Origin of the sequence: Actinoplanes sp. NPDC051343, from assembly GCF_044455125.1 — a bacterium.
GTDB lineage: Bacteria > Actinomycetota > Actinomycetes > Mycobacteriales > Micromonosporaceae > Actinoplanes.
The window spans coordinates 1-24,850 of record NZ_JBITEL010000020.1; the positions used below are offsets into that span (position 1 = coordinate 1).

The window sequence follows — 24,850 nt, forward strand, 5'->3', positions numbered from 1 at the left end:
CGCCAAGCCCTCGGAGCCCTGGCCCTGCACTACCCCGACCGCATCGGCCCCTACATCAACTAACAAACCACAAGATCACTTACACAAAAATCTTGACAGGCTCCCGCCGGAACCTCCAGCCCACCTGCGTGCACCCTCGTTCGGTCGCCGCGAACGCCTCGGCGTCCCGGACCTCGATCCGGTCATCGGCGCGGACATCGACCACCACGCCCGTGCCGGCGATCAACCGGACGAAGAAGTCCGGGGCATGCCGCCGACGGCACCCGTCATGCCAGCGCAGCCAGAACGGCTGGGACGAATACCCGACGACCTCAGGGTCGAAGTCCAGCAGCATCGCGTGGTCACGCTCCAACCAAGACTCATACCCCACATGCCGCCCTGAAGTAGCCGACCACCGCAACCCGGGAAAATGAGCCTGGCCTCGCAGCGAGGGAAACGAGCGCACCGGCGGCACGTCCTCGAACCGCATCCCCAACACGTCGACAGATCTGCCCGCCGGACCACGCCGCCGGCCTCCAGGAACTCGACGTCGAACCCCTTATCGGCAACGGAAACAGGCGCCGCAGTCACCTACTGAAGATAACGCCGCAGACCCGCCCGATCCTGCCGGAGCCACGGCAATCAACCCATAGAGAGCCAGCCGTCACCCGCCGGCGGCACTCGGCCGGCACCTTCAACAACCGGGGTGAACGGCTGCCCGGGTGAACCCGATCTGTAATGTCCAAGCGTGGACATCGACTGGAACGCCGAACTGCTCGACCAGCTCGAGTGGCACTGGGACAACCAGCTCCGGCCCCGGCTGGACGGGCTGACCGACGACGAGTACTTCTGGCAGCCGGTCTCCGACTGCTGGACCTTGACTCGCCGCGCTGAGAGCACAGCGCCGATGCCGCTCGGCGCCGGCGACTTCACGATGGACTACGCCCCACCGCCGTACGATCGTGAACCCGTCACCACGATCGCCTGGCGGCTGGCACATCTCATCGCCGTGCTCGGGCCACCGGACGCGTTCCACTTCGACCAACCCTGGACCGGTCACGGTCAACACGTCATCGACTACGCGGGAACCGCCGAAACGGCATTGCGTCAACTCGACGAAGGTCACGATGCCTGGGTCCGGGACGTACGCAACCTCGGCACGGCAGGTCTCATCCAGCCTCAGGGCAAGCTCTCCCCACCTCAGTACGCGGACGTCCCGATGGCCAGGCTCGTCATGCACATCCACCGCGAAGTCATCCACCACGGCGCGGAAATCTGCCTGCTACGCGACCTCTACCTGCGCAAGGACGACTGAGAACACAAGCGCCAGACGACGACAGCAGCCCGAGAGCAACTTGAGCGAGAGGAAACCGCAGATCGAACCAACTCCTGCGAGACAACACCAATTCAAGCGGGACGGGACAGTCTGCACCGCCACGACAGCCGAAGCCGGCTCCGCCAAGGCAGCCGAAGCCGGCTCCGCCAAGACAGGGGGCGGCGGGGCCACGACAGCGGGAGTCTGCGCCGTCACGACAGCCGGAGCCAGCGCTGACACAACGGCCGGAGCTGGCGCCGCCACAACAGAGGGCAGCGGGCGGCGGGCGCCCGGGGCGTTCGGCTTGGGGCTGATGGCGCGTACGGCGGCGGAGGCCGTCGGGCTGTTGGCCTCGGTCTTTCATTAAGCGGTGCGAGGTCGTTGTGGCTGTTGGCCGGCGATGGGATTGGTGGCCGGGGCAGACGGTATCGCCCGGCCGCCGGCCGGGCTTCTCCGTGGTCGTGGTGGTTGGTGCGGGGATTCCGTTGTCAGGTGACGGGTTCGGGTAACGCGGCGAGGCGTTGGAACGCGGCGAAGAGTTGATCGGTCCAGGGCCACTCGGCGGCGATGCGCAGGGTGGTGACCCGGGCGGTGGGGTGATCTTCGCCGTGACGTGCAGGAGCTGGTAGCGCGGCTCCAGGCAAGACAGGCCTTTCTCGTCCCGCGTAACGGTTGGCTTCGACGTGGTGCGGACGAGGACGGCCTGCACCATCGTGGTCGCTCGGCGCGGGCGGCAGCGGAGCCTGGCCAGGATCTTCCAGGTCTTGAGCGCGGCGATCGCTCGCCGCGGGCGCCCGGTTGACCGTCTTGTGCCGGCATCCTGTACATCGTCGCCGGCGGCTTCGGCGTGAAGCTCAGCTTCGAGCAAATCCTGCCCACTGTGGTCCACGAGCGAGCCGTGGAGGAGACGACGATGAGCGAGACTCCGCGTTCGAGCTTCGTGACCCGGGCACTGGACTGGCTGCGCGTCACCCCCGCCGACATCGAGGCGATGATCGACGGCAGCATGCTGCAGCGCCCAACCGCCGAGGACGTCGTCCGGGTCTCCGCGCACCTCGCCGCCGCCGGGCCGGCCGCTGGCCGACATACCCGCCCAGTGGGAACCACAAGGGGCTACGCCGACGATGTACGCGACACCGGATTCCATCCTCTCGACGGCGACCTGTATTTGCGTCACCAGGGTTGGCCAGACCGGATCGCTGCCGACCGGTGGTGCTGACCATTGCGGATCCGCGGTAGGCGGATCGATCCGGTGGCGATCCAGCGGCGCAGGGCGGGGCCGACCGGCCGCTCGACCAGGTGGTGGACCAGCCAGGCGGCGACGAGCAGCACCAGGACCGCGGCGACGATGAGGGCGGGCACCGGCAGCCCGGTGTTGTCGTGGGCGTACCGAATCATCGTGTAACCGATTCGGGGATGCAGCAGATAGAGCGGGTACGAGACGGCGCCGCCGACGGCGAGCCAACGCCAGTTCCAGCGGTCGGCGACTCCGAGGGCGATGGCCACCAGGACAACGAAGGCCAGCGTGATGATCAGCCATGCGGGCCAGACCGGCACCGGGAAGCCCGGGTTGGCGAGAAGCACGCGCTCCCGTACGCGGAAGAGAGTCACCGCCCAGCAGGCGGCCAGCAGCGCACACAACGGCAGGCGCGGCCCGTGGCGGCGAATCAGATAGATCGTGATACCGGCGACGAAGTAGGGCGCGAACTGCGGCATGACCAGCTCGGCGAGCGGCGCCCCGGCCGGGACGACGATGGAGACGACCAGCCAACCGGCGCCGGTGACGACGACCCTGCGACGGGTGAGCCCGATGAGGATCAGGATGGCGAACAGCGCGTAGAAGCGCAGCTCGTACCAGAGGGTCCAATAGACGGTGTCGACATAGGGCACGTTCAGCGGTTCGGCCAGCATGGTGAGGTTGACGGCGATGTCGGCGCTGGTCAGCCCGTGCGGCAGGGGGATGCCCTCGGTGAGCGGCAGCATTGTCATGACCGCCGTGGTGATCAGGACGCAGGCCCAGAAGGCGGGGTAGAGCCGGGCGGCACGGGAGGCGAGGAACTCGCGCGGGGTCCTGTCCCAGCCGCTCATGCAGATCACGAAGCCGCTGATCATGAAGAACATCTCGACGCCGAGGAAGCCGTAGATCAGCACCGATTTCACCGGTTGCGGCAGATAGGCGGTGGTCGGCCGTACGCCGTCGACCGACCAGGCCATGCCGAGGTGGTAGAAGGCCACCGCCAGCGCGCACAGCAGCCGGAGACCGTCCAGGGCCAGCAGGCGGTTCGTTTTCGCAGCCATGATCGGCCGTCTCCTAAGCAGGGGTCATCGCCGTGAGTGGCACAGCCGCTCACGGTGGGGGATGGAGGGATGTCAGGTGGGCAGGCGGACGGTGAAGGTGCTGCCGTGACCGAACCGGCTGGTGGCGGTGGCGGTGCCGCCGTGGGCCTCGGCGAGCTTGCGGACGATGGCAAGGCCCAGTCCGCTGCCTCCGGTGTTCCGGTTGCGCGACTTGTCGGCGCGCCAGAAACGGTCGAACACGTGCGGGAGGTCGTGCTCGGCGATCCCGGTGCCGGTGTCGGCGACCTCGATCACCAGGTCGTCGCCGTCGAGCCGCGAGCGCACGGTCACGGTGGCACCGGGCGGCGAGTGCCGTACGGCGTTGGAGAGCAGGTTGCCGACGGCCTGGCGGATCCGGTTGGGATCGAGCATGACTTCCGGGTCGCCCGTCGTCTCGACCGCGATCGTGACTCCGTCGGCGCGGCTGCCGTACGCCGCGACGACCTGGCCGAGTAGTTCGTTGACGTAGACCAGCTCCGGGTGCAGGCGCAGCCGGCCGGCGTCGGCGGCGGCCAGGTCGCGCAGGTCGTCGATCACGTGCTCGAGCAACTCGGCCTCGTCGGCGAGCAGGTCCAGCAGCTCCGGGCCGGGCCCGGTCACGCCGTCACGGGCGGCCTGCAGCCAGGCGCGGATGTTGGTCAGCGGCGAGCCGAGCTCGTGGGCGATGTCGCTGACCATGGCGCGCCGTTGCCGTTCGACGGCCTCCCGGCGCTCGGAGAGATCGTTGAACGCGGCGGTGAGCCGGCCGATCTCGTCCCGGCTCCGGACCGGCAGGTCGCTCGCGCCGCTCTCGACGGCGCGGGTGAGCGCACGCAGGGGCCGGGAGATCCGCAGGCCGACCAGCAGAGTGACCGCGAACGCGACAGCCAGGACGAGCCCGGCCACGGTCGCGACCCGCACGGTGCCGCCCCGGGAAAGATCGAATACCGTGCCGGCCTGCCGGGCCGGGCCGGCGACGTAGAGGTAGGCCGGCGGGGCCACGTACGGCGCGAGCTGCTTCCGGCGGGACGCATCGATGCATTCCTGCGTCCGGCTGGGGGCGCGGGCGTTGCCGGTCAGTTTCAGGACGACGTCCAAGCGGGCGTTGCCGGTCGGTTTCAGGACGAAGTTGGGCAGCACGGTCACCCGGGGTGCAGCGCCGTTCCCCACCAGGCACGCGTTGGTGAGCTTGGTGAGCTGAGCAAAGGCCGCACGCTCGGTGTCGGTCACCACGTCGGCGCCGGACTTCCGATAGCAGTCGGCCAGCTGCGCCGAGACCACGTCCGCCTTCGTGAAGTACGGCTCCAGCGACGGTCGGCCCGCACCGTCGATGTCGGCCCCGACGACTATGCCCTGCTCGGTCATGCACCGCTCGGCGTTCAGGACCCGGGCGGACAGCATCCGGTGCTCGGCGGGGGTCAAGCGGTACGGACCGAGCACCCCGTCGTAGATACCAGTGGGCTCCGACTCCCGGGTGGCGAGAAATCCCTCGACGTAGAGGGGGTCGACCAGCGCGGACCGGCGGGCCGGAAGGTCCGGCCGCCGGCCTTGCGAACTGGCCAGGAAGGTGCCGTCCTCGCGGGTGAGGGTGATCTCCCGGCCGGTCAGCCGGCGTAGGTCGGCCAGCAACGGCTGCACGCCTGACCAGGTGGTGTGCGCGGCGGCGTAGTCGAGCACCCCCTCGTAGATCCTGGCGTCGTAGCCGATGCCCTGACCCAGCTCCTGCCGGAGCTGCGACGTGGTGCTGTTCACCACCAGCCAGGTGGTGGCCAGCACGGCACAAAGCACGACCAGCAGCGACATGGACAGCAGACGCCCCACCAGGCTCCGGGACCTCATTGCGACCCGTCGGTGAGCTTGTAACCGATGCCGTACACGGTGAGCAGGTACGCCGGCCGGCGCGGATTCGGCTCGATCTTGCGGCGCAGCTTCATGACGTGCATGTCGACGGTCCGGTCGGTCGGGGAAACCTCGAACCCGCGGGTTTTCTCCAGCAGCTGCGCCCGGGTGAACGCCCGGTCCGGGGCGGCCGCCATCGCGGCCAGGATCTCGAACTCGCCGGGCGTGCAATCCACCCTTCGTCCGGCGACGGTCACGTGATGACCGGGCACGTCCACCGTGACCTCACCGACCCGCAGCGCGGCGTCCGGCGACCACTGGTTGCGGCGCAGCATGGTGCGGACCCGTGCCATCAGCTCACGCGGGTTGTACGGCTTCATCAGGTAGTCGTCCGCACCGGCCTCGAGCCCGAGGATCAGGTCGTCGTCGTCGCGCCGGGCGGTCAGAATCAACACCGGGACGTTGCTCTCCCGGCGCAGCGCCCGGCAGACCGCGATTCCGTCCGGCCCCGGCATCATCACATCGAGCACCAGCAAATCCGGCCGAGATCGAAGAACCAGCTCGATCGCGCTGCGGCCGTCGTGGACGACCGACGCCCGGTATCCGGCCGCTCGGAGGTAACGCCGGACCACCTCAGCCTGGCGGACGTCATCCTCGGCGACCACCACGTGTTCGCTCATGGAAGGAACTATAGGAACGTCCGGTAGTGCCATCGGCAAACGCTGACATTGCCGAGACAAGTCCCTTTCCCGCGGCTGCCAGGCGACGCACAGGCGTCGCCGGCAAACTCTGTCCGCCTGCCCCGGCCACCAATCCCATCGCCGGCCAACAGCCACAACGACCTCGCACCGCTTAATGACCCGCTCGACCCGGAGATCGTGGCGGCAGTGTCGTCACGACGAAAGCTGCGCTCGTGGGAAAACCGCCGCCGGTCGCGGCTGCTGGGCCCGCGACCGGCGGCGGAGGTACGCCGGCGGCCTCAGCCGGTCGGCGCTACCCGGGTGGACGGTTCCCGGGCGCCGGTGAAAAGACCCAGCGGTACTGCGGCGGCCAGCGCGCCGTAACCGGCCGGGTTGAGGTGTAGTTCGTCGCCTACGTCGTACGCCGGGAGGAGCCGCCGTGGGTTGGCCGGGTCGCGGACTGCCGCGTCGAAGTCGACCACCGCGTCGAACGTACGGCTGTGCCTTATCCAGGCGTTGACCGCCTGGCGCGACCGTTCCCGGAGGCCGGCGGCGTCGTCGTAGCCGGTGTTGCCGCCGAACGGCGTGATCGTCGCGCCGTAGACCGCGATGTCCCGCGCCGCGGCCCGGGTCGCCACCTGCCGGAAGGCTGCGATCAGGTCGTCGGTCACCTGGCGTTGGGCGGTGTCGGTGGCTTCGGCCGTGCCGATGTCGTTGACGCCCTCGAAGATCAGCATCCAGTCGACCGCGCCGAGGGCCAGCACGTCGCGGTCGAGGCGGGCCAGCACGCTGGGTCCGAGGCCGTCGTTGAGGATGCGGTTGCCGCCGGCCGCCTGGTTGAGCACCGCGATCCGGCCGTGCAGCCGCGACAGCAACTGGTCGGGCCACCGGTTGTTCCCGTTGGTGGTGGATCCCCGGCCGTCGGTCAGTGAGTCACCGACGATCACCAGCGCGGAGCTGCCGGCTACCACCTCCACCCCGCTGAGCAGGTACCAGTGATCGGCGGCGGCCGAACCGGGGAGGTCGGTGTCGAGATGATGGTCGCCGTTGATCAGGTGGGTCGTCGTGCGGGAGCCGGGGTGCGAGGTCAGGTTGAGGGTCGCCTGCCCGGTGGCCAGGTAGCACGACACGGTCAGGTTGGACATCGGCGCGACCGGGAAGTCGACCGGGTCGGAGACCACCTGGGCGCCCATCGGCACGACCGTCGACGGGTGCCCGCCGAAGGTCAGCGGCCGGCTCGTGCCCGGCCGGATCGCCGAGACCCCGGCCGCGCCCCCGGCGGGCAACGCGACCGACGCCGCGGTGAGAGGCAACGCCGCCCCACCGAACGCGTTCGAGAACCGGACCCGCACCTGCGACCCGCCGAGCGAGGTGTGCACGGTCTGCCGCAGGGTCGTGTCGACCAGCGTCGAGGCGGTGCCGGTGAACGGCGCCGGCGGCAGGTTGCCCGGCTCGGTCAGCTGGGGCATCGAGACCCAGGTGTGTACCCACCGGCGGCGGCGGGGTGCGGAAACACCATGCCCGATGAAGGCCGCCGGCGCGGCGGCGCCGAAGCCGAGGACGGTACGCCGGTTCATGCGGCCCTCCTGCTCTCGGGCGGCCCGAGATAGCTGTACGGCAGCGGCGCGGTCTGCACGACCAGGCGCTGCACGATGACGGTGGGATCGACCATCCAGAACGTCAGCGTGTGCCGGCCGGGCCGGTCCACCTGATGCACGGTCGTCGTCACGTTGATGTTGTCGGAGGTGTTGCGGGCCCACTGGTTGTTCATGGTGCCGTCGTCCGAGCCGGTCGCGTGGACGATGTCGACGACCTGCGGCGTCTCGCCGTCGATCGACACCGCGTAATGCAATCCGCTCGTCGGGAACACGTTGTTGCGCGGCGACAGATAGGCCGACACCTTTACCGGGCCGGTGGTGGTCAGCGTCATCGCGTACGACAGGTGCGCGCCGTTCCCGCCCAGTGGGGTGAGCCCGTTTCCGGTCTTGCCGACGCCGGGGAGCAGTTGCCATTCGCCGGACTTGGCGGTGTAGTGGTCGGCCTGCATCGCCACGTAGCCGTCCGCCTCGAGGAAGCCGCTCGGCTTCACCGTCGGATTGCTGATCGGCGCCTGGACGGTGACCGTGCTGCCGGCACCACTTATCGTGATCGGCACCGAGGTCAGACCGCGTGGCGCGAACCGCCAGTCCACGCGCACCGTCGCCCGGATCTGATCGGTCACCCGGCCGGACGAGGGCGTGACGTGAACCCAGGGCCGGGCGGCGGAGATCCGGTAGTTGAAGCCGGTCGTGCCCTTGTTGTAGACCTCGATGTACTGCGCCGGCTGCGACTGCCACGGGCTGAACTCCGGGAGCTTGACCGCATCGCCACCGTCCAGAGCGACACCCATCGCGGCCGCGGACGGCACGGTGATCCGCTGCAGATGCGGATAGATCTCGTCCGGCAGCGCCACATTGTTCAGTTCCGGCTGTTGCCAGGGCGCATTGGGACCGTAGCGCTCGACATCCCCGTAGCCGATTTTGGGCTGGGTCTGCCAATGGGACCATTTACCCCCGGCCAGGGTGTTGTTGTAGTAGTCGCTCATCGCCTGGTCCTCGGCGAACAACCGTTCCGCCCGATCGGCGAGAGCGTTGGTGCCCGCCCGGCCCTGTCCGGCATATTCGATGTTCGTGAATTCGGCCTGCCGCAGCGCATAGATCAGCGCGGTGTCCTTGATCTCGTAATAGGCCAGCTCATAGAACGCGTCCTGCCAGGCCGCCGGAATTTTCTGCCGGACCTGAGACGCCCAGGCGGCCAGCGCCTGCCATTGCGCGGTCACCCGGTCCATCTCGCGATAGGCGGTCAGGCTGAACGGATTTCCCTGGTCGTCGTTGATGACCGCGGTCGGATCCGTGCTCAGGTCCTTGTTCGGGTCGACGGTGATGCGACGGTTCAGAAGCTCCGGCTTACGCCGGGACTGCAGCAGGGAGTATTCGCTGAGCAGGCTTGCGACGGCCGGCGCCAGCGCCGGGCCGAAACTCTCTTTCGCGTACGCGGTGAGCCAGTCACCGAGACCGTTCAGCGGAATGGCCTGGGGATTCCACGCATAGTCGAGGAAGAACTGGGTCGGCACCTCTTCGTTCTTCAGGTCGCCGACGTTGGCCATCCACAGGCGGTTGACGCCCGAGGCGTACGCCCGGTGCAGTTGTTCCCACGTGTTGGTGAGGTTGGCGGTGTCGGCCCACTTGTAGTTGCGGCCCGCCCCGACGTAGTCGAAGTGGTAATACATGCCGAACCCGCCGCTGCGCTTCAGGTCTTCGGCCTGCGGGAGCCGGCGCAGGTTGCCCCAGTTGTCGTCGCAGAAGACGACCGTGACGTCGTCCGGTGGCCGGTAGCCCTCGTCCCAGTAGCGCTGGACCTCCTTGTAGAGGGTTTGCACCTGGGGCCGGTCGATCAGCCCGGTGTCCTTCAGGATCTGCCGCTGGGTGTCGATGATGTTGCTCATCAGGCCGATGCCGTCGCCGTCCGGCAGTCCGGTGTCGCCGTTGCCACGCATGCCGAGCGTGATCACGCCCTCGATGTCCTGAGCGGCCATCCGCTGGGCGCCGTCCCGCCAGTACGCCTTGAGCGCGTCCGCGTTGTGCACGAAGCTCCACTGCCCGTTTCCACCGTACGGATCGGTGCCGTTGACCGCGTGCCGGTTCCACTCCTCGATGCCGCGCATCATCGGCGCCTCGTGCGAGGTGCCCATGACCACGCCGTACAGCGTGGCGGTCGCGTGGTTGAGCGGGTCGTCCTCGGCGAAGGCCCGGCCCCACACGGCCGGCCAGAGGTAGTTGGCCTTGAGCCGCAGCATCGTCTCGAAGACCTTGGCGTAGTAGGCCGCGTTGAGGCCGCCCGGGTAGCCGGGCGCCTTGCCGGGACCGAAGTAGCCCGGGGCCCACTCCCCCGTCGCCGGGTTCTCGTCGTTGATGAAGAACCCGCGGTATTTGACCGCGGGCGTGCCCTGGGTGTGGCGCCCGGGCGTCACGTAGATGGCGTCGTGGTGGGCGGCCGGCACGTCGTCCCAGAAGTACCAGGGTGAGACGCCGATGCTCTTGGACAGGTCGTAGGCGCCGTAGATCGAGCCGCGCTGGTCGGAGCCGGCGATCACGAACGCCCGCCGCACACCCGGCAGCGGGTGGTCGACGACCTGCTCGACCGTGGTCTCCCACTTGCCTTTGGCGGAGCTGACGTCCAGCTTGCCGCGCGCGATGATCGAGTCGACGAGCGGGCTCTTGCCGATGGTGCCGATGATGATCGGGTCGCGTCCGGCCGGAACCGTGCCGTGGCTGACCGCGGGCCGCACGCCGGTGATCTTCTGGATGTCCGACTGCAGATCGTCAGCGACCCGGATCACGCCCGAGTAGTCGTCAGCGCTCACCACGAGGGGCGCGCCCACCACCGGGAAGCGGCCGGGGCCGTTCTCGAAGGCGACATAACCGGCCTCGGGAGCGGGCGGGACGTGGGCCGACGCCGGGGCAGCGACCACGGGGGACAGCAGGAGCAGAGCGAGAAATGACTTCATCGGAAGAACCTCAGGGGTACGGCGGCGGCCATCACGGCCATGCCGGCATCGTTGGGGTGCAGGTGATCGCCGCTGTCGTACGCCGGGTTGAGGTGCAACGGGTCGCCGGGCGCCTGCATGGCCCGGTCGAAGTCGATGACTCCGTCGTACTCCCCGCCCGTACGGATGAAGCGGTTGACCGCCTGGCGTTTGCGTTCGTTCTCAGCGCTCCAGAAGTCGAGGGTGTCGTCCTTGAACGGCAGGATCGTTCCGCCGAAGATCCGCAGCCCGGCCTGCCGGGACCGGGCGATCATCTGGCGGTGCCCGGCGATCAGGTCGTCGGCCGAGACCACCTCGCTCTCCGGCGCGCTGGTGCCCGGGTGGCCGAGGTCGTTGATGCCGAGCAGCACGATCACGTCGGAGGCACCGGGCTGGGCGAGCACGTCGCGGTCGAAGCGGCGCAGCGCGCTCTGCCCGAAGTACGCCGCGTAGGCCTCGGCCGGGTTGCCGGCCGGCGGGTTGGGGTCGTGCAGGATCCGGTTGCCGGAGATGCCGACGTTGACCACCCCGCGGTCGATGCCGGCCTGGCGCAGGCGCGCGGCCAGCAGGTCGGGCCAGCGGTGGTTGAGATCGGCGGTGGTGTTGGCGCCGTTGGTGATCGAGTCGCCGAGCGTGACGATCGCGCTCGCCGTCGACTGCACGCTGACCCCGGACAGGAACAGCACCTGCTGGAGGGTCTGGGTGGCGGTCACGTGCCGGGCGGCGGTGACGTTCCCGGCGGCGATCACGTTGTCCTGGTAGGAGAACGCGAACAGCGTCGTGACCGGCGTGGCCGCCGGCAGGTAGATGCTCACGAGCAGGTCGGCCGCGGCCGGAACACGCAGCTCGACCGGGTCACTGACCAGCGGCGCACCGGCCGGGATCAGCGCCGACCGATGCCCGCCGAAGGTGACGCCCCGGTCGGTGCCGGGAACCGCGTCGGTGCTCGCCCCACTGCCGGCGCGGCGCGCGACGCGCACCTCGCCGATCCGCAGAGGCGTGTTGCCGAACTCGTTGGTGAGCCGCACCCGCAGCCGGTCGCCGCCGGTGCTGATGTGCACGACGTGCCGCACTGTCCGGTCGGACAGCGTCAGCAGGCCGGTGGGCGGAATGGTCGTCGGCGGGGCGGCCCAGGTGCCTACGTCGTGCGACGAGCGCCCGTGGGCGGACGCCGCCGCGGCCGGTGAGACGGCGGCCGCGACGGCCGCGCCGGAGGCGAGCGCCAGCATCTCGCGTCTGGTGGTCATGGGGAAATCTCCCTTGCATCGGGGACGGCGATGAAGGTCGAGCACGCTATGGAGTCGAGCACAGCCGGAAGTTTCGGAAACATTCCGGCCGGACATCCGTAACGTAGAGGTGGTCATCTATGGCGTCAAGCCCTGGGCCGGCACCGGCCGAAACTCTGGCGCAACGATCTTGCTGGTACATAGCACATTGACGGGAGAGTACCGGTCCACATAGCTTGCCGGGACCTACCGGAACTTTCGGCGTCCCGAATGGGGCTTTCGAGAAGGAAAACCGATGAAGCCGACGCCCGCCGGCCGCCGTTGACGAGTGGGCACATGCCCACTAGCTTGTGGGCACGTGCCCACTTCGACGGGGAGGCCCCATGACCGACGTTCACCGGCAACGTGAGGTGGCCGAGTCCTTCGGCGCGGAGGCCTCGCGCTACGACCGTGCCCGGCCCGGCTACCCGGCCGCACTCATCGACCGCGTTGTCGCCATGAGCCCCGGTCCGCGCGTGCTCGACGTGGGCTGTGGCACCGGGATCGCCTCCCGGCTCTTCCGCGACGCGGGCGGCCGGGTGCTGGGCATCGACGTGGACCCGCGGATGGCCGCGGCGGCCCGCGACTCCGGCATCGAGTGCGAGGTGGCGAAGTTCGAGGACTGGGACCCGGCCGGCCGGGCCTTCGACACGCTGACCGCCGCCCAGACCTGGCACTGGATCGACCCGGTGGCCGGCGCGGCCAAGGCGGCGTCGGTGCTCCGGCCGGGCGGGCGGCTCGCCCTGTTCTGGAACGCCTTCGAGCCGCCGCCCGAGATCCGGCGCGCCTTCGGCGAGGTGCAGGCCCGGGTGCTGCCGAAGGCACCCAACGCCTGGGCTTTCGAGGGCTCCATCGCCGACGGGTACGCCCGGATGGTCGCCACCGCCGCCGAGGGCCTCGACTCCACGGGGTCGTTCCACCCGGTCGAGGAGTGGCGCTTCGAGTGGGACTTCACCTACTCGACGGAGGCGTGGCTCGACGTGCTGCCGACGTTCGGCGGCCTGGGCTCGCGCGTACCGCCCGACGTGTTGCGCACCCTGCTCGACGGCTACGCCGAGGTGATCGACGCGGCCGGCGGCACCTTCGTCATGCACTACACGACGGTCACCGGCACGACGACCCGCCGACCGTGAGCGGTCGTCAACCGGCGACCGCCACGGTCTTCTGGCTCAGAGCACATCGCCACCCGTTGTCCGTCCGGACGTAGACCTCGCTGATCCACTCATCGGCCTCGTAGGGTGCGCCGTCCCAACTGCCCGAGCTCGTCTTGCGTGCGGTGAGCAGGACGGTGTCCCCCGCCGGCACCACCCGTTCACCGCCGGCCACGACCATCGTGTGGTGCACCAGCCGGCCGGCCGCGATCCAGCCGATGACGTCGGCCTTCGGCGTGGGGCCGGTCGGGCCGACATAAACCCAGTCCTCGGTCATGAAACGGGCGACGAGGGGCGCATCGTTACGGACCAGGGCCGAATCCCAGGCCGCGGACCGCGCCCTGACTTCGTCTTCGACTGTCATCTTTCCTCCAGCTTCAGGTGGCGAGGTGGGTCGCGAACCAGCCGGTGATCGCGGCGTCCACCGTCCGCGCCTGTGGTGTCGGTGGCGCGGGTTGCTCGCCGGGCCGTTCGGCGAGCGGGTGTGCCAGCCCGGGCACGGTAGTCAGGCGCGCGCCGGGCACCGCCGCCGCCAGGGCCGCGGCGTCCGCGCGGAAGGCCGGGTAGTCGTCGTCGCCGCTGACCACCAGCAGTGCCGTGCCGTCGAGGCCGGCGGCCCGCGCGACGAAATCCAGCCGGTCGGCGGCGGCCCGCGAGGAGGCCTCCCACGGGTAGGGCCGCCCGGACTGTTCCGCGACGAGCGCGACGACGGATGAGGCGCGGACGGCCGCGTTGACCACGGCCAGCGCCGCTACCGGCACGACGCCGCTCGCGGTCACCGTGAGGGCGACCGCACCGCCCAGCGAGGCACCGACGACCCCGATCGGTGCGTCGGCGATCGGGAACCGTGCCCGCAGGTCGGCGAGCGCGGCGGGGAACTCCTCGGCGGCCTGGCGGACTACGGGCTCCACATACAGCATCATCGGGTCGCGACGGGACAGCTCGCGTCCTTCGGGATAGGAGCGGGGGCCGCACCAGGGCATGCCCAGATGAACCCGCCATGCCGCGACCCCGGTCAGCGGCAGCGCGGCGGCGAACGCGGCATCGGTGCACGGCGCGTCCATCATGTGCCAGGTCACCACCAGCGGGGCCGGTCCGCCACCCGCCGGTGGCAACGCGGTGAACGGTACGCCGGCAGCGGTATCGGTGATGACCATGCGCCAACGCTATGCCCTCGGCCTGAGCAGGCGACAACCGTTTCCGGCATCGGTCAGGCGTACGGTGCGATGGTGCTCGCGCAGCCGGCCCAGTCGTTGACCGACCTCCTCCTCGGGGTCGTGGTCCTGGTTCTCGCCGTGCAGTTGCGGCGCAGACCCGCGGTCCCCCGGTACTGGCTCGCGCCGTTCTGGTGGTCCGGGTTCGCGGCGGTCGCGGGGGCAGTGCACCACGCCGTGGCGGTTCGGTGGGCCCGGCCGGCCCAGATCAGCTGGGCCGCGATCAGCGTGCTGGTCGTCGTCGCGGTGTCGTACCTGCTCGCCGCCACCGTGCGGGAGGTGCTGGGCCCGGGCCGGGCCCGGGTGTTCTGGTTGCTGCGCTCGGTCGGACTGGCCGCCTACCTGGGCGCGGCGGTCACCGGGCACGCCGGCGTGACCGCCATGCTCAGCTGCGAGAGCCTCACGATGCTCAGCGTGCTCGGACTCTGGGTGCACGCCGCCCGGCGCGACCATCCGCTGGCCCGGCCGGTGCTGGCGGCCGTCCTGGCCAGCGGCGCGGCCGCGGTCATGAAGGTGGTTCCCCCGGCGGTCACCGGCCGCGTCGGCCTCGACCCCACCTCGGCGTACCACCTGGCGCAGATCGCCGGCATGGCCCTGCTGTACCGGGCGGTCAGCCGCCGCGCGGACGACGTGGCCCGAGCGGCGAAAGCGATTGATGGCGGGCGCGTCGCGACCTAAGGTGCGCGGATGGACGGCCGGATGCGCTTGCCGATGCGGGTTCACCGTCTGCCCGGCCATACCTCGCTCCGGCGGGTCCTGATGCCGGCGAACCCGCTGTCCCGCACCCACATCAGCAAGGTCCACTGGAGACACAGCGGGGCCTTGATCGGCTCCCGGGCCGACCTGCTGCGCCTGGGCGCGCTGTTCCGCCTGGCCGCCACCAGCCCGCACTCCGTCGTGTACCTGCCCCTGCGGGAAAACACCCCGAGCGAGGCCTTCGCCCATTGGGCCCGCGATCCGGGCGTGGCCGACCTGGTGATCGCGCGCGACGAGGCGTCGCTCCGGCCGTCGGCCTGGCCCGCGCTCCGGGCCCGGCTGCGGCGCAGCGTCCCGGCCACCATGCGGGCACCGGCCGCCCGGCCCCGGCCGGAGACGCCGGAGCGGGACTGGGAGCACCTTGACCTGCGGGCGGCCGAACACGCCGACACCCTGCTGTTGACGGGGTCGGCCCGCGCGCTGCTCGATGCGGGCGACGAACTCACCTGGTGCGGTGATCAGGTCGCGGTCAACAGCGAGATCCATCGTTTCGGGGGTCCCGCGGGCCTGAGCCAGTTCAACGGCCCCGACCGTCGGGCCGGTCGGCGCGACGGCAGTTGGCATTTCATGGTCCTGGCCGAGGACCCGCTCTTCCGCCGGGGGCCGGCATGAACTGCCGGGTCAGGCGCGGCGGTATTCGACCTCGGGGCGGCCCGGGCTGCCGTAGCGGGGACTGCGGAAGACCTGACCGGTGTCGGCGAGGTGCTCCAGGTAGCGCCGCGCCGTGACCCGCGAGGTGCCGATGCGGGCGGCGACCTCGTTCGCCGACCGGCCGGTGCCCGGCGCGGCCTCGCGGAGCGCGCCCAGCACCAGGTCGAGCGTGCTCACGTCCAGCCCCTTGGGCAGCGAATCCTGGGGGGTGCCGCGCAGCACGGCCAGGGCGCGGTCGATCTCGTGCTGGGCGCCGACCTCGCCGGCCGCCAGCATCTGGGCCCGGTAGCGGGCGTAGCCGAGCAGCTTCTCGCGGAACGTCGCGAAGGTGAACGGCTTCAGCAGGTAGTGGGTCACGCCGAGCGAGACCGCGGCGCGGACCGAGGCGAGGTCGCGGGCCGAGCTCACCACCAGCACGTCGACGGCGCTGCCCGAGGCGCGCAGGGCGCGGCACAGGTCGAGGCCGTTGCGGTCGGGCAGGTTGAGGTCGAGCAGCACCAGGTCGACCGGCGTGGCGCGGAGGGCGGCCATCGCCTCCTGCGCGGTGTGCGCGGTCGCGGCGACCTCGAAGCCGGTCACCTTGGCCGTGTAGGTGGCGTGCGCCTCGGCGATCAGGGGTTCGTCGTCGACGACCAGGACGCGTACGGAAATCATGCCGGCACCGGCAGTCTCACCGTGACCACCGCTCCGCCGCCCTCGGCGGAGCCGACGTCGCAGCCGCCGCCGTAGCGGAGGGCGACCTGCCGCACGAGGGCGAGGCCGAGCCCGCGCCCCTCGGCCTTGGTCGACCAGCCGCGGCGGAATGCCAGCGAGGCGTCCGCGAGGCCCGGACCGGTGTCACTCACCCGCACCAGCACCTCGCCGCCCTCCTCGACCACCAGCACGGTGACCTGCCGCGGCGCGGCGGTCGCCGCGACCGCCTCGAACGCGTTGTCGACCAGGTTGCCGACCACCGTGAGCAGGTCGCGGCTGGGCAGCGCGCCGCCGTCGATGTGCGAGGCCTCGTCGACCGCCAGCTGGACGCCGCGCTCGCCGGCCTGGGCCGACTTGCCGAGCAGCAGCGCGGCCAGCGCCGGCTCGCCGACCGCGCCGACGACCTGGTCGGTCAGCTGCTGGGCGTGCGCCAGCTCGGCGGTGGCCAGCTCGACCGCCTCCTCGGTGCGGCCCAGCTCGACCATCGTCAGCACGGTGTGCAGCCGGTTGGCGGCCTCGTGGGCCTGCGAGCGCAGCGCCTCGGTGAGGCCGCGCACCGAGTCGAGCTCGCCGGTCAGCGCCCGCAGCTCGGTGTGGTCGCGCAGGGTGAGAACGGTGCCGATCACCTTGTCCTCGAACCGGATGACGCGCTGGTTGGCGACCAGAAGACGGTCGCCGGCCAGGACCGGCTCGTCGGCCACCGGCGTACGCGCGTCGAGCAGCGCCGCGATCTCCGGCGGCAGGGAGGTCCCGAGCAGACGCCGGCCCTCGTCATTGATCAGCGTGACATGGCCTTCGCGGTCGGCGACGACCAGCCCTTCCCGTACGGAGTGGAGTACGGCGTCGTGGTACTCGTACATGCGGGTCATCTCGGCCGGGCCCAGGCCGTGGGTCTGCCGGCGCAGACGACGGTTGAGCAGCCACGAACCGGCCGCCGCCAGCAGCAGGCCGAGCGCCGCCGGGATCAGCACCGCGGGGGCGCGCTGCCACAGCTTCTCCTTGATCGCGTTGGTCGTGATGCCGACCGATACCAGGCCGATCACCTTGCCGTTCGCGTCCTCCACCGGCACGACGGTACGCACCGACTCGCCCAGGCTGCCCGCGTGCTTCTCGACGACCCGGTCGCCGTGCAGGGCCTTGTCGATCGTGCCGACGAACGGCCGGCCGATCAGCGACGGGGTCGGATGGGTGTACCGGGTGCGGTCGGGAGCCATCACCACGATGAAGTCGGTGTGCGTGGCCAGGCGGGTGGCTTCGGCGTACGGCTGAAGGCTGACCGTCGGGTCGGCCGTGCCGATCGCCTCGACGACCAGCGGCGAGCGGGCGACGGCCTCGGCGATGCCGGTGACCTGGTCGACCGCGGCCTGGTCGGCGTCGTTGCTGGCGAGCAGCACCGCGCCCGCCGTGCCGATGGCGACCAGCAGGGTCACCACCAGTACTTGCAGCACGAACAGTTGCCGGGCGATGCTCCAGCGCCCGGCCGGTATCGGCGTGCGTGACCAGAATGAACGCAAGGGTGCCCCCGACTTGAGACGCAGGCCACAGTCTGCGGCATGGCGACCGAGAGCCCCAACCCGCGGGTCAGGCGGGACCGAACGCACATCCTCTATCTCGCCGTGATCGTGGCCGTGGTGGCCGGCATCGTGGTGGGCCTTCTCTTTCCGAAGCTCGGTGTCGACCTCAAGCCGGTCGGCACCGGATTCGTCAGCCTGATCAAGATGATGATCAGTCCGATCATCTTCTGCACCATCGTGGTCGGTGTCGGCTCGGTGCGGAAGGCGGCCCAGGTGGGCAAGGTCGGCGGCCTCGCCCTCGGCTACTTCCTGACGATGTCCACGGTGGCGCTGATCATCGGCCTGATCGTCGGCAACATCATCCACCCCGGGTCGGGCCTGCATCTCACGCCGGACGTCGCCGCGGCCGGCCACAAGCAGGTCACGGTGTCCGAGGGCGCCGAGGACCTGATCCTCGGCTGGATCCCGTCGACGCTGCTCAGCGCGCTGACCTCGGGTCAGGTGCTGCAGACGCTGCTGGTGGCGCTGCTGGTCGGCTTCGGCATCCAGGCGCTCGGTCCGAAAGGCGAGCCGATCCTGCGAGGCGTCCAGTCGATCCAGACGCTGGTCTTCAAGATCCTGTCGATGATTCTGTGGCTGGCCCCGATCGGCGCGTTCGGCGCGATGGCCGCGGTGACCGGGGCCGGCGGCGTGAAAGCGCTGGCCAGCCTGCTGCAGATGATGCTCGGCTTCTACCTCACCTGCGCGATCTTCGTGTTCGTGGTGCTGGCCGCGATCCTGTGGACGTTCGCCCGGATCAACCTGTTCAGCCTCCTGCGCTACCTGGCCCGGGAGTTCCTGCTGATCCTGTCGACGTCGTCGTCCGACTCGGCCCTGCCGCTGTTGATGGCCAAGATGAACCACCTCGGCGTGAGCAAGTCGGTCGTCGGCATCACGGTGCCGACCGGGTACTCGTTCAACCTCGACGGCACCGCGATCTACCTGACGATGGCGTCGCTGTTCGTGGCCGACGCGCTCGACAGGCCGCTCTCGCTGGGCGCGCAGATCTCGCTGCTGCTGTTCATGATCGTGGCGTCCAAGGGCGCGGCCGGGGTCACCGGCGCCGGCCTGGCCACGCTGGCCGGCGGTCTGCAGAGCCACCGGCCCGAACTGGTCGACGGCGTCGGCCTGATCGTCGGCATCGACCGGTTCATGTCCGAGGCCCGCGCCCTGACCAACTTCGCCGGCAACGCGGTCGCCACAGTCGTGATCGGCAACTGGACCGGCGAGTTCGACCGGGACCGCGCCCGGGCGGTGCTCTCCGGCGACGACCCGTTCGACCCGACCTCGATGATCGACGAGGACGAAACCGTGTCGTCCGCGCGGCCGGTCTCCCCCGCCGCCTCCCCGGCGAAGCCCGCTCCCGCAGCCTGAATCGGGGCCGGGGCTCAGCCGCCCGGGCCGCAAAATCGGCAGACGCCGCGGCGGCGCAGATAGTAGGCGTACGTCGCGGCGGCCGGGCCGGCGCTCCACAACAGCCGGAAGACGCCCGGCACCTGCAGCGCCCAGCCCTGCCGGACATCCATCGTCCAGATCATCATCAGCCCGGCCGGGACGAGGACGGCGGCGACCACCGACGCCGGCCCGACCGCGAGGGCGACCGGCACCGGCTTCCCGGCACGCGGCGACGGCGAGCCGGGTGGACGTGTCCGTGACCGGCGGCGTCTCGGGCGTCGAGGTGCGGGTACACAACGATATGGCGGGCGGCGCACCGCCGCAGCGGCGCCGGCCGGGCTCCGGCGGCCGGGGACTGGCCGGCCCGCGCGAACAGGTCGCCGCCGCGGGCGGCACGGCCAAAACCCACATCGCCAACATCCAGGCGAAACTCGGCGTGGCCAACCGGGTTGCCGTCGTCTCCTGGGCGTGGCGAGCGGGTCCGGCGCTCGGTCACGACGAATAGCACTGCCAGCTGTACGGGTCGGTCATGGCCGAGAAGCGGGCGAACACCCCCTCGATGGTGCGGTACTGCCCGGCGCACGCGGCGTCCAGCGACATGGGTACGTGGGTGCCGGCGCTGGAGACGCACTTCCAGTCGTACGCGGTGGTGCCGTCCAGGGCCGCTCCGCCGATGTTGCCGATCGAGGTGCAGTAGCCGGACAGGTCGAGACCGCCGGTGGCCCTGAACGACGGCGCGGTGGCAAGGGTGACGGTGACGCCGGTGGTGCCCGCGGGCAGGACGACCGTGCCGTTCGCCTTGTCGACCGTGCCGGCGGAAGCCGAGGCGATGTTGCCGATGAAGGCCGGGACGTCGAACTCGACGCCGCCCGCCGGTGTGGCACCGGACAGCGTGAGCGTGACGGCGTTGCCGGAGGTGGAGATGGTGGCGCCGATGCGCTTGCCGCCGGCGATCGGGTAGTTGGCCACCCCGACCGGCTGGCCGTCGCGCAGCCATTCGCCAGGTACGCCGCGTCCGACGATGACCCGGCCGTCGCTGCGTTCGGCGATGAGCGAGTTGAGCAGGACCTTGGAGGCGTTGGCCTGGCCCCACATGTGCGGGCTCGATCCGGTGCCGGAGGTGGCGTGACCGCCGGGCGTCCAGTTGGTGGCGCCCGCGGTCGGTATCCCCTCCCACCACGAGTACGGGCCGCTCTGCGTGTTATTGATCATGAACTGGTAGTCGTACACGCCCTCGGCGCGATGGATCTTCCCGGCCAGGGCGGCCTCTCCATAACCGGCGTTGTAGGCGGTGCTGTAGCCGGTGTAGCCGCCGTAGGTGTGTGCGGGCAGGCCGGAGAGGTGGGCGAATCCGTAGTCGTAGGTGGCGTCGAGCAGGCTCGCCATGGGCCCGGTCGCGGTCGCGCCGAAGAGCAGGCCGTCCCAGTTCCACCGCCCGAACAGCAGCATGGAGGCCCAGTTGGCGTCGTTGGTGGTGCTGCAGCGGTTGGCGGTGTCGCTCTGATCGACCGCACACGGCACGTACGTCAGGTGATTGGTGTCGATAGTGGACTGCAGTTGCCGGTTCACCGCGGCGAAGAGCGTGTCGTACTGGCTCTGGGCCCAGCTCTGTTCGGTGCCGTTGCCCAGCCGCTGGGCGATGTAGCGGTAGGCGAGCAGGCCGAACAGGGCGGACTCGTCGTCGACGGTCCAGTACCCGTTGGTGTCGATCGCGTTGGACCGCATCATCGTCTTACCCGGACCGGTCTCGTCGCCGGGTATCTGGTGGATGGCGTTGCTGAGGGTGGCGAGGTTGGCCGAGACGTAGCCGGTGTCGCCGGTCTTCTGAAGGTAGACGGCCCACGGCCAGACGAGCTTGTAGATCGCGTCCGGGTACTGGTTGGTGATCAGCGTGCGCAGGTACGCCTGGGCGTTGGTGAGGTCGCCCTCTTCCATGAGGCTGACCAGAATCCCCAGCAGGTCGTGGTCGAACAGCTGGTCGTAGCCGTTCTCGCCGACGTTGAGGTGGTTGCCGTCCTTGACGATGTTCGTGTAGATGTAGCCGGCCTTGAAGGCGTTGACGAGCCGGGGGTCGGGCACCGATATCGCGGCGATGCCGGCCAGCTTCGCATCCCAGTACGCCGACATGTGCTGGTAGTGCGTGTCGTAGCCACCAGCGGTGGTCAGCGCGGAGTTCGACGGCCAGGCGTAGGAAGCGCCGAACCGATCGACCGCGACCACGTAGTCGTGCGCGACCGTCTGCCCGGGCGCCACGGCGTTCGCGGCCGAGTTGAGCGGCAGGAGCTGACTTGACGGTGCCGGATCCAGCGTGTGCGCAACGGTGTCGTGGTTGAAGACCGAGACCCGGCTGTAGACGGCCACGTACGCGTTGCCGCCGACGGTGACCGCGTCGCCGAAGTTCGTGATCGTCACCGTGGCGTTGTCGCGTTCGAACTGGGTGACGAGGGCCGGGTAGTAGCCGCCGGCGTTCGACCACTGCATCTTCGACGGGTTGTTGTAGATGCCGAAGTGGACGGTGACGTTCTTACCGGCCCGGATGTCGAAGCTGCCGTCGCGGTGCGCGATCGCGGCGTCGGTGTCGCCGTCCCAGCCGATGACGGCGCTGTCGACCTGCCCGGTGTCGGCGTGGGCCGCCGGCGGACGGATCGCGACGACCGGCAGCGAGGCGCCGATCATGGCCAACACGACCAAAGTTGCGGTTCGGATGAGGGTCACCGGCCAGTCCTCTCGTCTTTTGCACGTGCAAATCGATGGACGCCGATCAGATTTGCAGACCGCCTGCCGGGCCGTCAAGCGCTGGACGACCGGATGACCAGTTCCGGAAGCAGCAGCTTGCCGGTGCCCGGCTCGCCGAGCAGGGCCGCGATCAGATGCCGGCCGACCGCTTCAATCGGTTGCCGCACACTGCTGAGCTCGAGCGCCGCCGCGGTCGGGGTGTCGTCGAACCCCACCACGGCGACATCGCGGCCGACCTCCAGGCCCCGCCGCTGACAGCCCCGCAGCACACCCACCGCCAAGGTGTCGGTGGCGGCGACGAACGCCGTCGGCGGTTCCGCCCGGCCGAGCAGGCCCACGGCCAGCGCGGCGGCCGAGGCAGCGGAATCCGCACTGCGCGCCTCGAGCGGGCCGCACTCGCCGGCGAGGCCGTGGCGCTCGATCGCGGCATGCCAGCCGCGGGCCCGGCGGTCACCGATCGTCGTGCCCGCCGGCCAGCCGACGAACGCAATCCGGCGGTGACCCCGATGCACCAGGTGATCGACGGCCAGGCCGATCCCTGCGACGTTGTCCACATCGACCCACGGGTGCCGTCCGTCGCTGCCCGACCCGGTATGCCCGAACGTCGCGAACGGCACGTCCCGCTCGAGCAACGCGGCCGGGCGCGGATCGTCCACCGCGACGTCGTACAGCACGAACGCGTCGGCCGAACCGCTGCGGTGCAGCCGCTCGGCGGCGGCGACCTCGCCGGCCGCGTCCTCGGCGGTATAGACGAGGAAGTGCCGGTCGGCCTCCCGGCCCGCCTCGGCCAGCGAATGCAGGAAACGATCGTGGATCGAGGACAGGGCGCCGGGAGCCACCGGCTCGATCCGGTAGCCGATCGTGCGCGACGCCTTGAACTTCAGCGCCTGGGCCGCCCGATTGGGCCGGTAGCCGAGTTCGGCGATGATGCGCTCGACATCACGACGGGTCTCCGGGCGAACTCGATGCGGAGCATGCAGGACGTTGGCCACGGTCTGACGGGACACGCCGGCCACCCGGGCGACATCGGACGCCGTGGGCGTCCGCGTCTCGTCGGCCACTGAGCCCTCCCGTCGTCACTGTCGCCGGGACGCTACCGGAAGTAGTCCCGGAGCACGGCGATGCGCTCCCCGCGGACGCGGAAGATCTGCATCAGTGCCATCGTCGTACGGCCGCCCGCCGGACCGTCGAAGACCGTGTCGATCTCGGCCATGAAAGTGTCGGGATCGGCGGTGTCGTGCAGGACGTAGCGGGATTCGGCGATGTTGAGGGTGCCCTCGGGCCCGGGCAGGGCCTGGAGCGCGACGATGCCGGCCCGGATCGCCTCCCGGCCGTCCAGGCGTAAGGGCATGAGCGGCGCCTCGTAGACACCGTCCTCGGTGAACATCTCGGCGAACGCGTCGGGGTTGCGGGTGAAGGCACCGGCGTGCAGGTACCGCTCGAAGATCTGCTGGTGTGTCAGGGTCACTCTCTTCAGCCTAGCGGGCACCAGGTAGGTCAGCGCCCGACCGGCTGCACCACCAGGGTGCCGGCGGTGGCGTCGAGAACGGCCGGTACGCCCAGGCCGACCGCCACCTGCTGGTCGCCGTGGCCGATCGGGAGGCCGCCCAGCACCGGGACGCCGAGCGGGGTCAGGCGCTCGGACAGGACGTCGACCACCGACGGCTGGTAGACGTCGCGGGTGCCGCAGTCGGTGAACTGGCCGACCGCCACGCCGGCCACGCCGTCCAGCCAGCCGGCCCGCAGCAGCTGCACCAGATAGCGGTCGATCTCGTACGGTTCCTCGTGCACGTCCTCGAGGAGCAGGATCGCGCCGCGCAGATCGGGGCGGTGCGGCGTGCCGGCCGACGTCGCGAGCAGGGTCAGGTTGCCGCCCAGCAGCAGGCCCTCGGCGCGGCCGGGAACGTTCAGACCCCGCGTACCCTCCTCGGCCGGCGCGGTGACCGTGACCGGCTCGCCCGACATCAGGGCGTGCCGCGCCGCCGTAGCGGTCAGCGACGCGGCGCCCCGGTCGAGCTGGGTGACCGTCGGACCGTGCACGCTGGGCAGACCGGCGCCCGCCCAGAGCGCGAGGTGCAGCGCCGTGACGTCGGAGAAGCCCAGCACCAGCTTCGGATCGGACCGGGCCGCCCGGAGGTCAAGACCGTCGACGATGCGCTGGGCGCCGTAGCCGCCGCGCAGGCACAGGACGCCGCGCACCTCGGGTGCGCGCAGTGCGTCGTTGAAGTCGGCCAGGCGTTCCTCGTCGGTGCCGGAAAGGTAGGTGTGGCGGCCGAGCGCGTGCTTGCCCATCCGGGTCCGCAGACCCCAGCCGGTGAGGACGTCGACCGCGGCCACGGCCCGCGCGGGAGGCACCCATCCGGACGGGGCGACCAGCGCGACCAGGTCGCCCTCCCGAAGACGGTCGATCATGGCGGGAAGCGTACTCGTCCTTCTGGCCGATGCCCCATGTCCGCCATTTCATACCCGGGTACGACTTGCCGGGCCGGCTCGCGGGGAAGCATGAGGTCATGTCATTTCTTTCCCGCTGGTGGTACCGCCCCGTCCCCCGCCGTCGCGCGATCCTCGTGCTGGTCCTGATGCTGATCGCGACGGTCCTGTTCGTCTGGCAGGCCGTCGGCGACGTGCTGCAGACCCGCTCCGGCGTGGTGATCGCCTGGATCTGTGCGGCCCTGCTCGCCGTCGACTCGGTGCGGGTCGCCGCGGGCCTGGCCGCCGACCGCTACCCGCGCGACTAGATCCC

At 70.4% G+C, this 24,850-nt stretch carries 24 protein-coding genes and 1 pseudogene; 8 read left to right on the forward strand and 17 right to left on the reverse strand.

Annotated features, from left to right (window positions below):
- Positions 1–79: 79 nt before the first annotated feature.
- Entirely contained in the window at positions 80–469 is a 390-nt protein-coding gene (locus ACIA5C_RS43540) for a TnsA-like heteromeric transposase endonuclease subunit (RefSeq protein WP_396066186.1), read from the reverse strand.
- 258 nt (positions 470–727) lie between these two features.
- On the opposite strand from ACIA5C_RS43540, the gene ACIA5C_RS43545 reads away from it, so the two are divergent.
- A complete protein-coding gene (locus ACIA5C_RS43545; RefSeq protein ID WP_396066188.1) occupies positions 728–1,294 on the forward strand; it encodes a DinB family protein in 567 nt (188 codons plus the stop codon).
- Positions 1,295–1,953: 659 nt separating this feature from the next.
- On the opposite strand, the pseudogene ACIA5C_RS43550 reads toward ACIA5C_RS43545, so the two are convergent.
- A pseudogene (locus ACIA5C_RS43550) lies at positions 1,954–2,087 on the reverse strand (IS5/IS1182 family transposase); the annotation flags it as partial.
- Between the two features lie 54 nt (positions 2,088–2,141).
- Between ACIA5C_RS43550 and ACIA5C_RS43555 the strand changes: the two are divergent.
- A complete protein-coding gene (locus ACIA5C_RS43555) occupies positions 2,142–2,513 on the forward strand; it encodes a hypothetical protein (RefSeq protein WP_396066442.1) in 372 nt (123 codons plus the stop codon).
- On the opposite strand, the gene ACIA5C_RS43560 is transcribed toward ACIA5C_RS43555, so the two are convergent.
- From ACIA5C_RS43560 to ACIA5C_RS43585, 6 genes are all read right to left on the reverse strand, one after another.
- Complete coding sequence (locus tag ACIA5C_RS43560) at positions 2,468–3,592, reverse strand: acyltransferase family protein (protein WP_396066190.1); 1,125 nt, start codon at positions 3,590–3,592, stop codon at positions 2,468–2,470. The two genes, ACIA5C_RS43555 and ACIA5C_RS43560, sit on opposite strands and share 46 nt — an antisense overlap.
- A 72-nt stretch (positions 3,593–3,664) precedes the next feature.
- Positions 3,665–5,449, reverse strand: a complete 1,785-nt coding sequence (locus tag ACIA5C_RS43565) for a sensor histidine kinase (RefSeq protein WP_396066192.1) — start codon at positions 5,447–5,449, stop codon at positions 3,665–3,667.
- Positions 5,446–6,129, reverse strand: coding sequence for a response regulator (locus tag ACIA5C_RS43570; RefSeq protein ID WP_396066194.1), 684 nt, complete (start codon positions 6,127–6,129; stop codon positions 5,446–5,448). Before ACIA5C_RS43570 ends, ACIA5C_RS43565 begins: the two co-directional genes overlap by 4 nt.
- 299 nt (positions 6,130–6,428) lie before the next feature.
- Positions 6,429–7,706, reverse strand: a complete 1,278-nt coding sequence (locus ACIA5C_RS43575; RefSeq protein ID WP_396066196.1) for an SGNH/GDSL hydrolase family protein — start codon at positions 7,704–7,706, stop codon at positions 6,429–6,431.
- Positions 7,703–10,675 (reverse strand): glycosyl hydrolase 115 family protein, encoded by a 2,973-nt coding sequence (locus ACIA5C_RS43580; protein WP_396066198.1) that lies wholly within the window; start codon positions 10,673–10,675, stop codon positions 7,703–7,705. The genes ACIA5C_RS43575 and ACIA5C_RS43580 overlap by 4 nt, the downstream gene beginning before the upstream one ends.
- On the reverse strand, positions 10,672–11,940 hold the full coding sequence (locus ACIA5C_RS43585; protein WP_396066200.1) for an SGNH/GDSL hydrolase family protein: 1,269 nt from the start codon (positions 11,938–11,940) through the stop codon (positions 10,672–10,674). Before ACIA5C_RS43585 ends, ACIA5C_RS43580 begins: the two co-directional genes overlap by 4 nt.
- A gap of 362 nt (positions 11,941–12,302) precedes the next feature.
- On the opposite strand from ACIA5C_RS43585, the gene ACIA5C_RS43590 reads away from it, so the two are divergent.
- Positions 12,303–13,091: a class I SAM-dependent methyltransferase gene (locus ACIA5C_RS43590; protein ID WP_396066202.1), complete on the forward strand. Its 789-nt coding sequence runs from the start codon at positions 12,303–12,305 to the stop codon at positions 13,089–13,091.
- 7 nt (positions 13,092–13,098) lie between these two features.
- Here ACIA5C_RS43590 and ACIA5C_RS43595 read toward each other — a convergent pair whose 3' ends face one another.
- Entirely contained in the window at positions 13,099–13,473 is a 375-nt protein-coding gene (locus tag ACIA5C_RS43595; RefSeq protein ID WP_396066204.1) for a nuclear transport factor 2 family protein, read from the reverse strand.
- 13 nt (positions 13,474–13,486) lie between these two features.
- Positions 13,487–14,266, reverse strand: a complete 780-nt coding sequence (locus ACIA5C_RS43600; RefSeq protein WP_396066206.1) for an alpha/beta hydrolase — start codon at positions 14,264–14,266, stop codon at positions 13,487–13,489.
- 72 nt (positions 14,267–14,338) lie between these two features.
- Between ACIA5C_RS43600 and ACIA5C_RS43605 the strand changes: the two genes are divergently transcribed.
- Together ACIA5C_RS43605 and ACIA5C_RS43610 are read left to right on the forward strand one after the other, a co-directional pair.
- On the forward strand, positions 14,339–15,001 hold the full coding sequence (locus tag ACIA5C_RS43605) for a DUF6962 family protein (RefSeq protein WP_396066208.1): 663 nt from the start codon (positions 14,339–14,341) through the stop codon (positions 14,999–15,001).
- A 9-nt stretch (positions 15,002–15,010) separates the two neighbouring features.
- Complete coding sequence (locus ACIA5C_RS43610; RefSeq protein ID WP_396066210.1) at positions 15,011–15,691, forward strand: hypothetical protein; 681 nt, start codon at positions 15,011–15,013, stop codon at positions 15,689–15,691.
- Between the two features lie 9 nt (positions 15,692–15,700).
- Here ACIA5C_RS43610 and ACIA5C_RS43615 read toward each other — a convergent pair whose 3' ends face one another.
- Positions 15,701–16,384 (reverse strand): response regulator, encoded by a 684-nt coding sequence (locus tag ACIA5C_RS43615; protein WP_396066212.1) that lies wholly within the window; start codon positions 16,382–16,384, stop codon positions 15,701–15,703.
- Positions 16,381–17,937, reverse strand: coding sequence for an ATP-binding protein (locus tag ACIA5C_RS43620; RefSeq protein WP_396066214.1), 1,557 nt, complete (start codon positions 17,935–17,937; stop codon positions 16,381–16,383). Before ACIA5C_RS43620 ends, ACIA5C_RS43615 begins: the two co-directional genes overlap by 4 nt.
- Positions 17,938–17,976: 39 nt before the next feature.
- Here ACIA5C_RS43620 and ACIA5C_RS43625 point away from each other — a divergent pair, with 39 nt between their 5' ends.
- Entirely contained in the window at positions 17,977–19,350 is a 1,374-nt protein-coding gene (locus ACIA5C_RS43625; RefSeq protein WP_396066216.1) for a cation:dicarboxylate symporter family transporter, read from the forward strand.
- A 14-nt stretch (positions 19,351–19,364) separates the two neighbouring features.
- Here the strand turns inward: ACIA5C_RS43625 and ACIA5C_RS43630 are convergent, their stop codons facing one another.
- Entirely contained in the window at positions 19,365–19,583 is a 219-nt protein-coding gene (locus tag ACIA5C_RS43630) for a hypothetical protein (RefSeq protein WP_396066218.1), read from the reverse strand.
- A 32-nt stretch (positions 19,584–19,615) separates the two neighbouring features.
- Between ACIA5C_RS43630 and ACIA5C_RS43635 the strand changes: the two genes are divergently transcribed.
- Positions 19,616–19,876, forward strand: a complete 261-nt coding sequence (locus ACIA5C_RS43635) for a hypothetical protein (RefSeq protein ID WP_396066220.1) — start codon at positions 19,616–19,618, stop codon at positions 19,874–19,876.
- Here the strand turns inward: ACIA5C_RS43635 and ACIA5C_RS43640 are convergent.
- The 4 genes from ACIA5C_RS43640 to ACIA5C_RS43655 all read right to left on the reverse strand — a co-directional run bounded on the left by ACIA5C_RS43640 (position 19,864) and on the right by ACIA5C_RS43655 (position 24,519).
- Complete coding sequence (locus tag ACIA5C_RS43640) at positions 19,864–22,086, reverse strand: hypothetical protein (protein WP_396066222.1); 2,223 nt, start codon at positions 22,084–22,086, stop codon at positions 19,864–19,866. The two genes, ACIA5C_RS43635 and ACIA5C_RS43640, sit on opposite strands and share 13 nt — an antisense overlap.
- A gap of 74 nt (positions 22,087–22,160) precedes the next feature.
- On the reverse strand, positions 22,161–23,168 hold the full coding sequence (locus tag ACIA5C_RS43645) for a LacI family DNA-binding transcriptional regulator (RefSeq protein WP_396066224.1): 1,008 nt from the start codon (positions 23,166–23,168) through the stop codon (positions 22,161–22,163).
- A gap of 32 nt (positions 23,169–23,200) precedes the next feature.
- Positions 23,201–23,575: a nuclear transport factor 2 family protein gene (locus ACIA5C_RS43650; RefSeq protein WP_396066226.1), complete on the reverse strand. Its 375-nt coding sequence runs from the start codon at positions 23,573–23,575 to the stop codon at positions 23,201–23,203.
- A gap of 29 nt (positions 23,576–23,604) precedes the next feature.
- The gene (locus ACIA5C_RS43655; RefSeq protein WP_396066228.1) at positions 23,605–24,519 is read right to left on the reverse strand and encodes an LD-carboxypeptidase; all 915 of its coding nucleotides are present in this window, start codon (positions 24,517–24,519) and stop codon (positions 23,605–23,607) included.
- Positions 24,520–24,617: 98 nt separating this feature from the next.
- Between ACIA5C_RS43655 and ACIA5C_RS43660 the strand changes: the two genes are divergently transcribed.
- Positions 24,618–24,845 (forward strand): hypothetical protein, encoded by a 228-nt coding sequence (locus tag ACIA5C_RS43660; RefSeq protein ID WP_396066230.1) that lies wholly within the window; start codon positions 24,618–24,620, stop codon positions 24,843–24,845.
- Positions 24,846–24,850 lie beyond the last annotated feature (5 nt).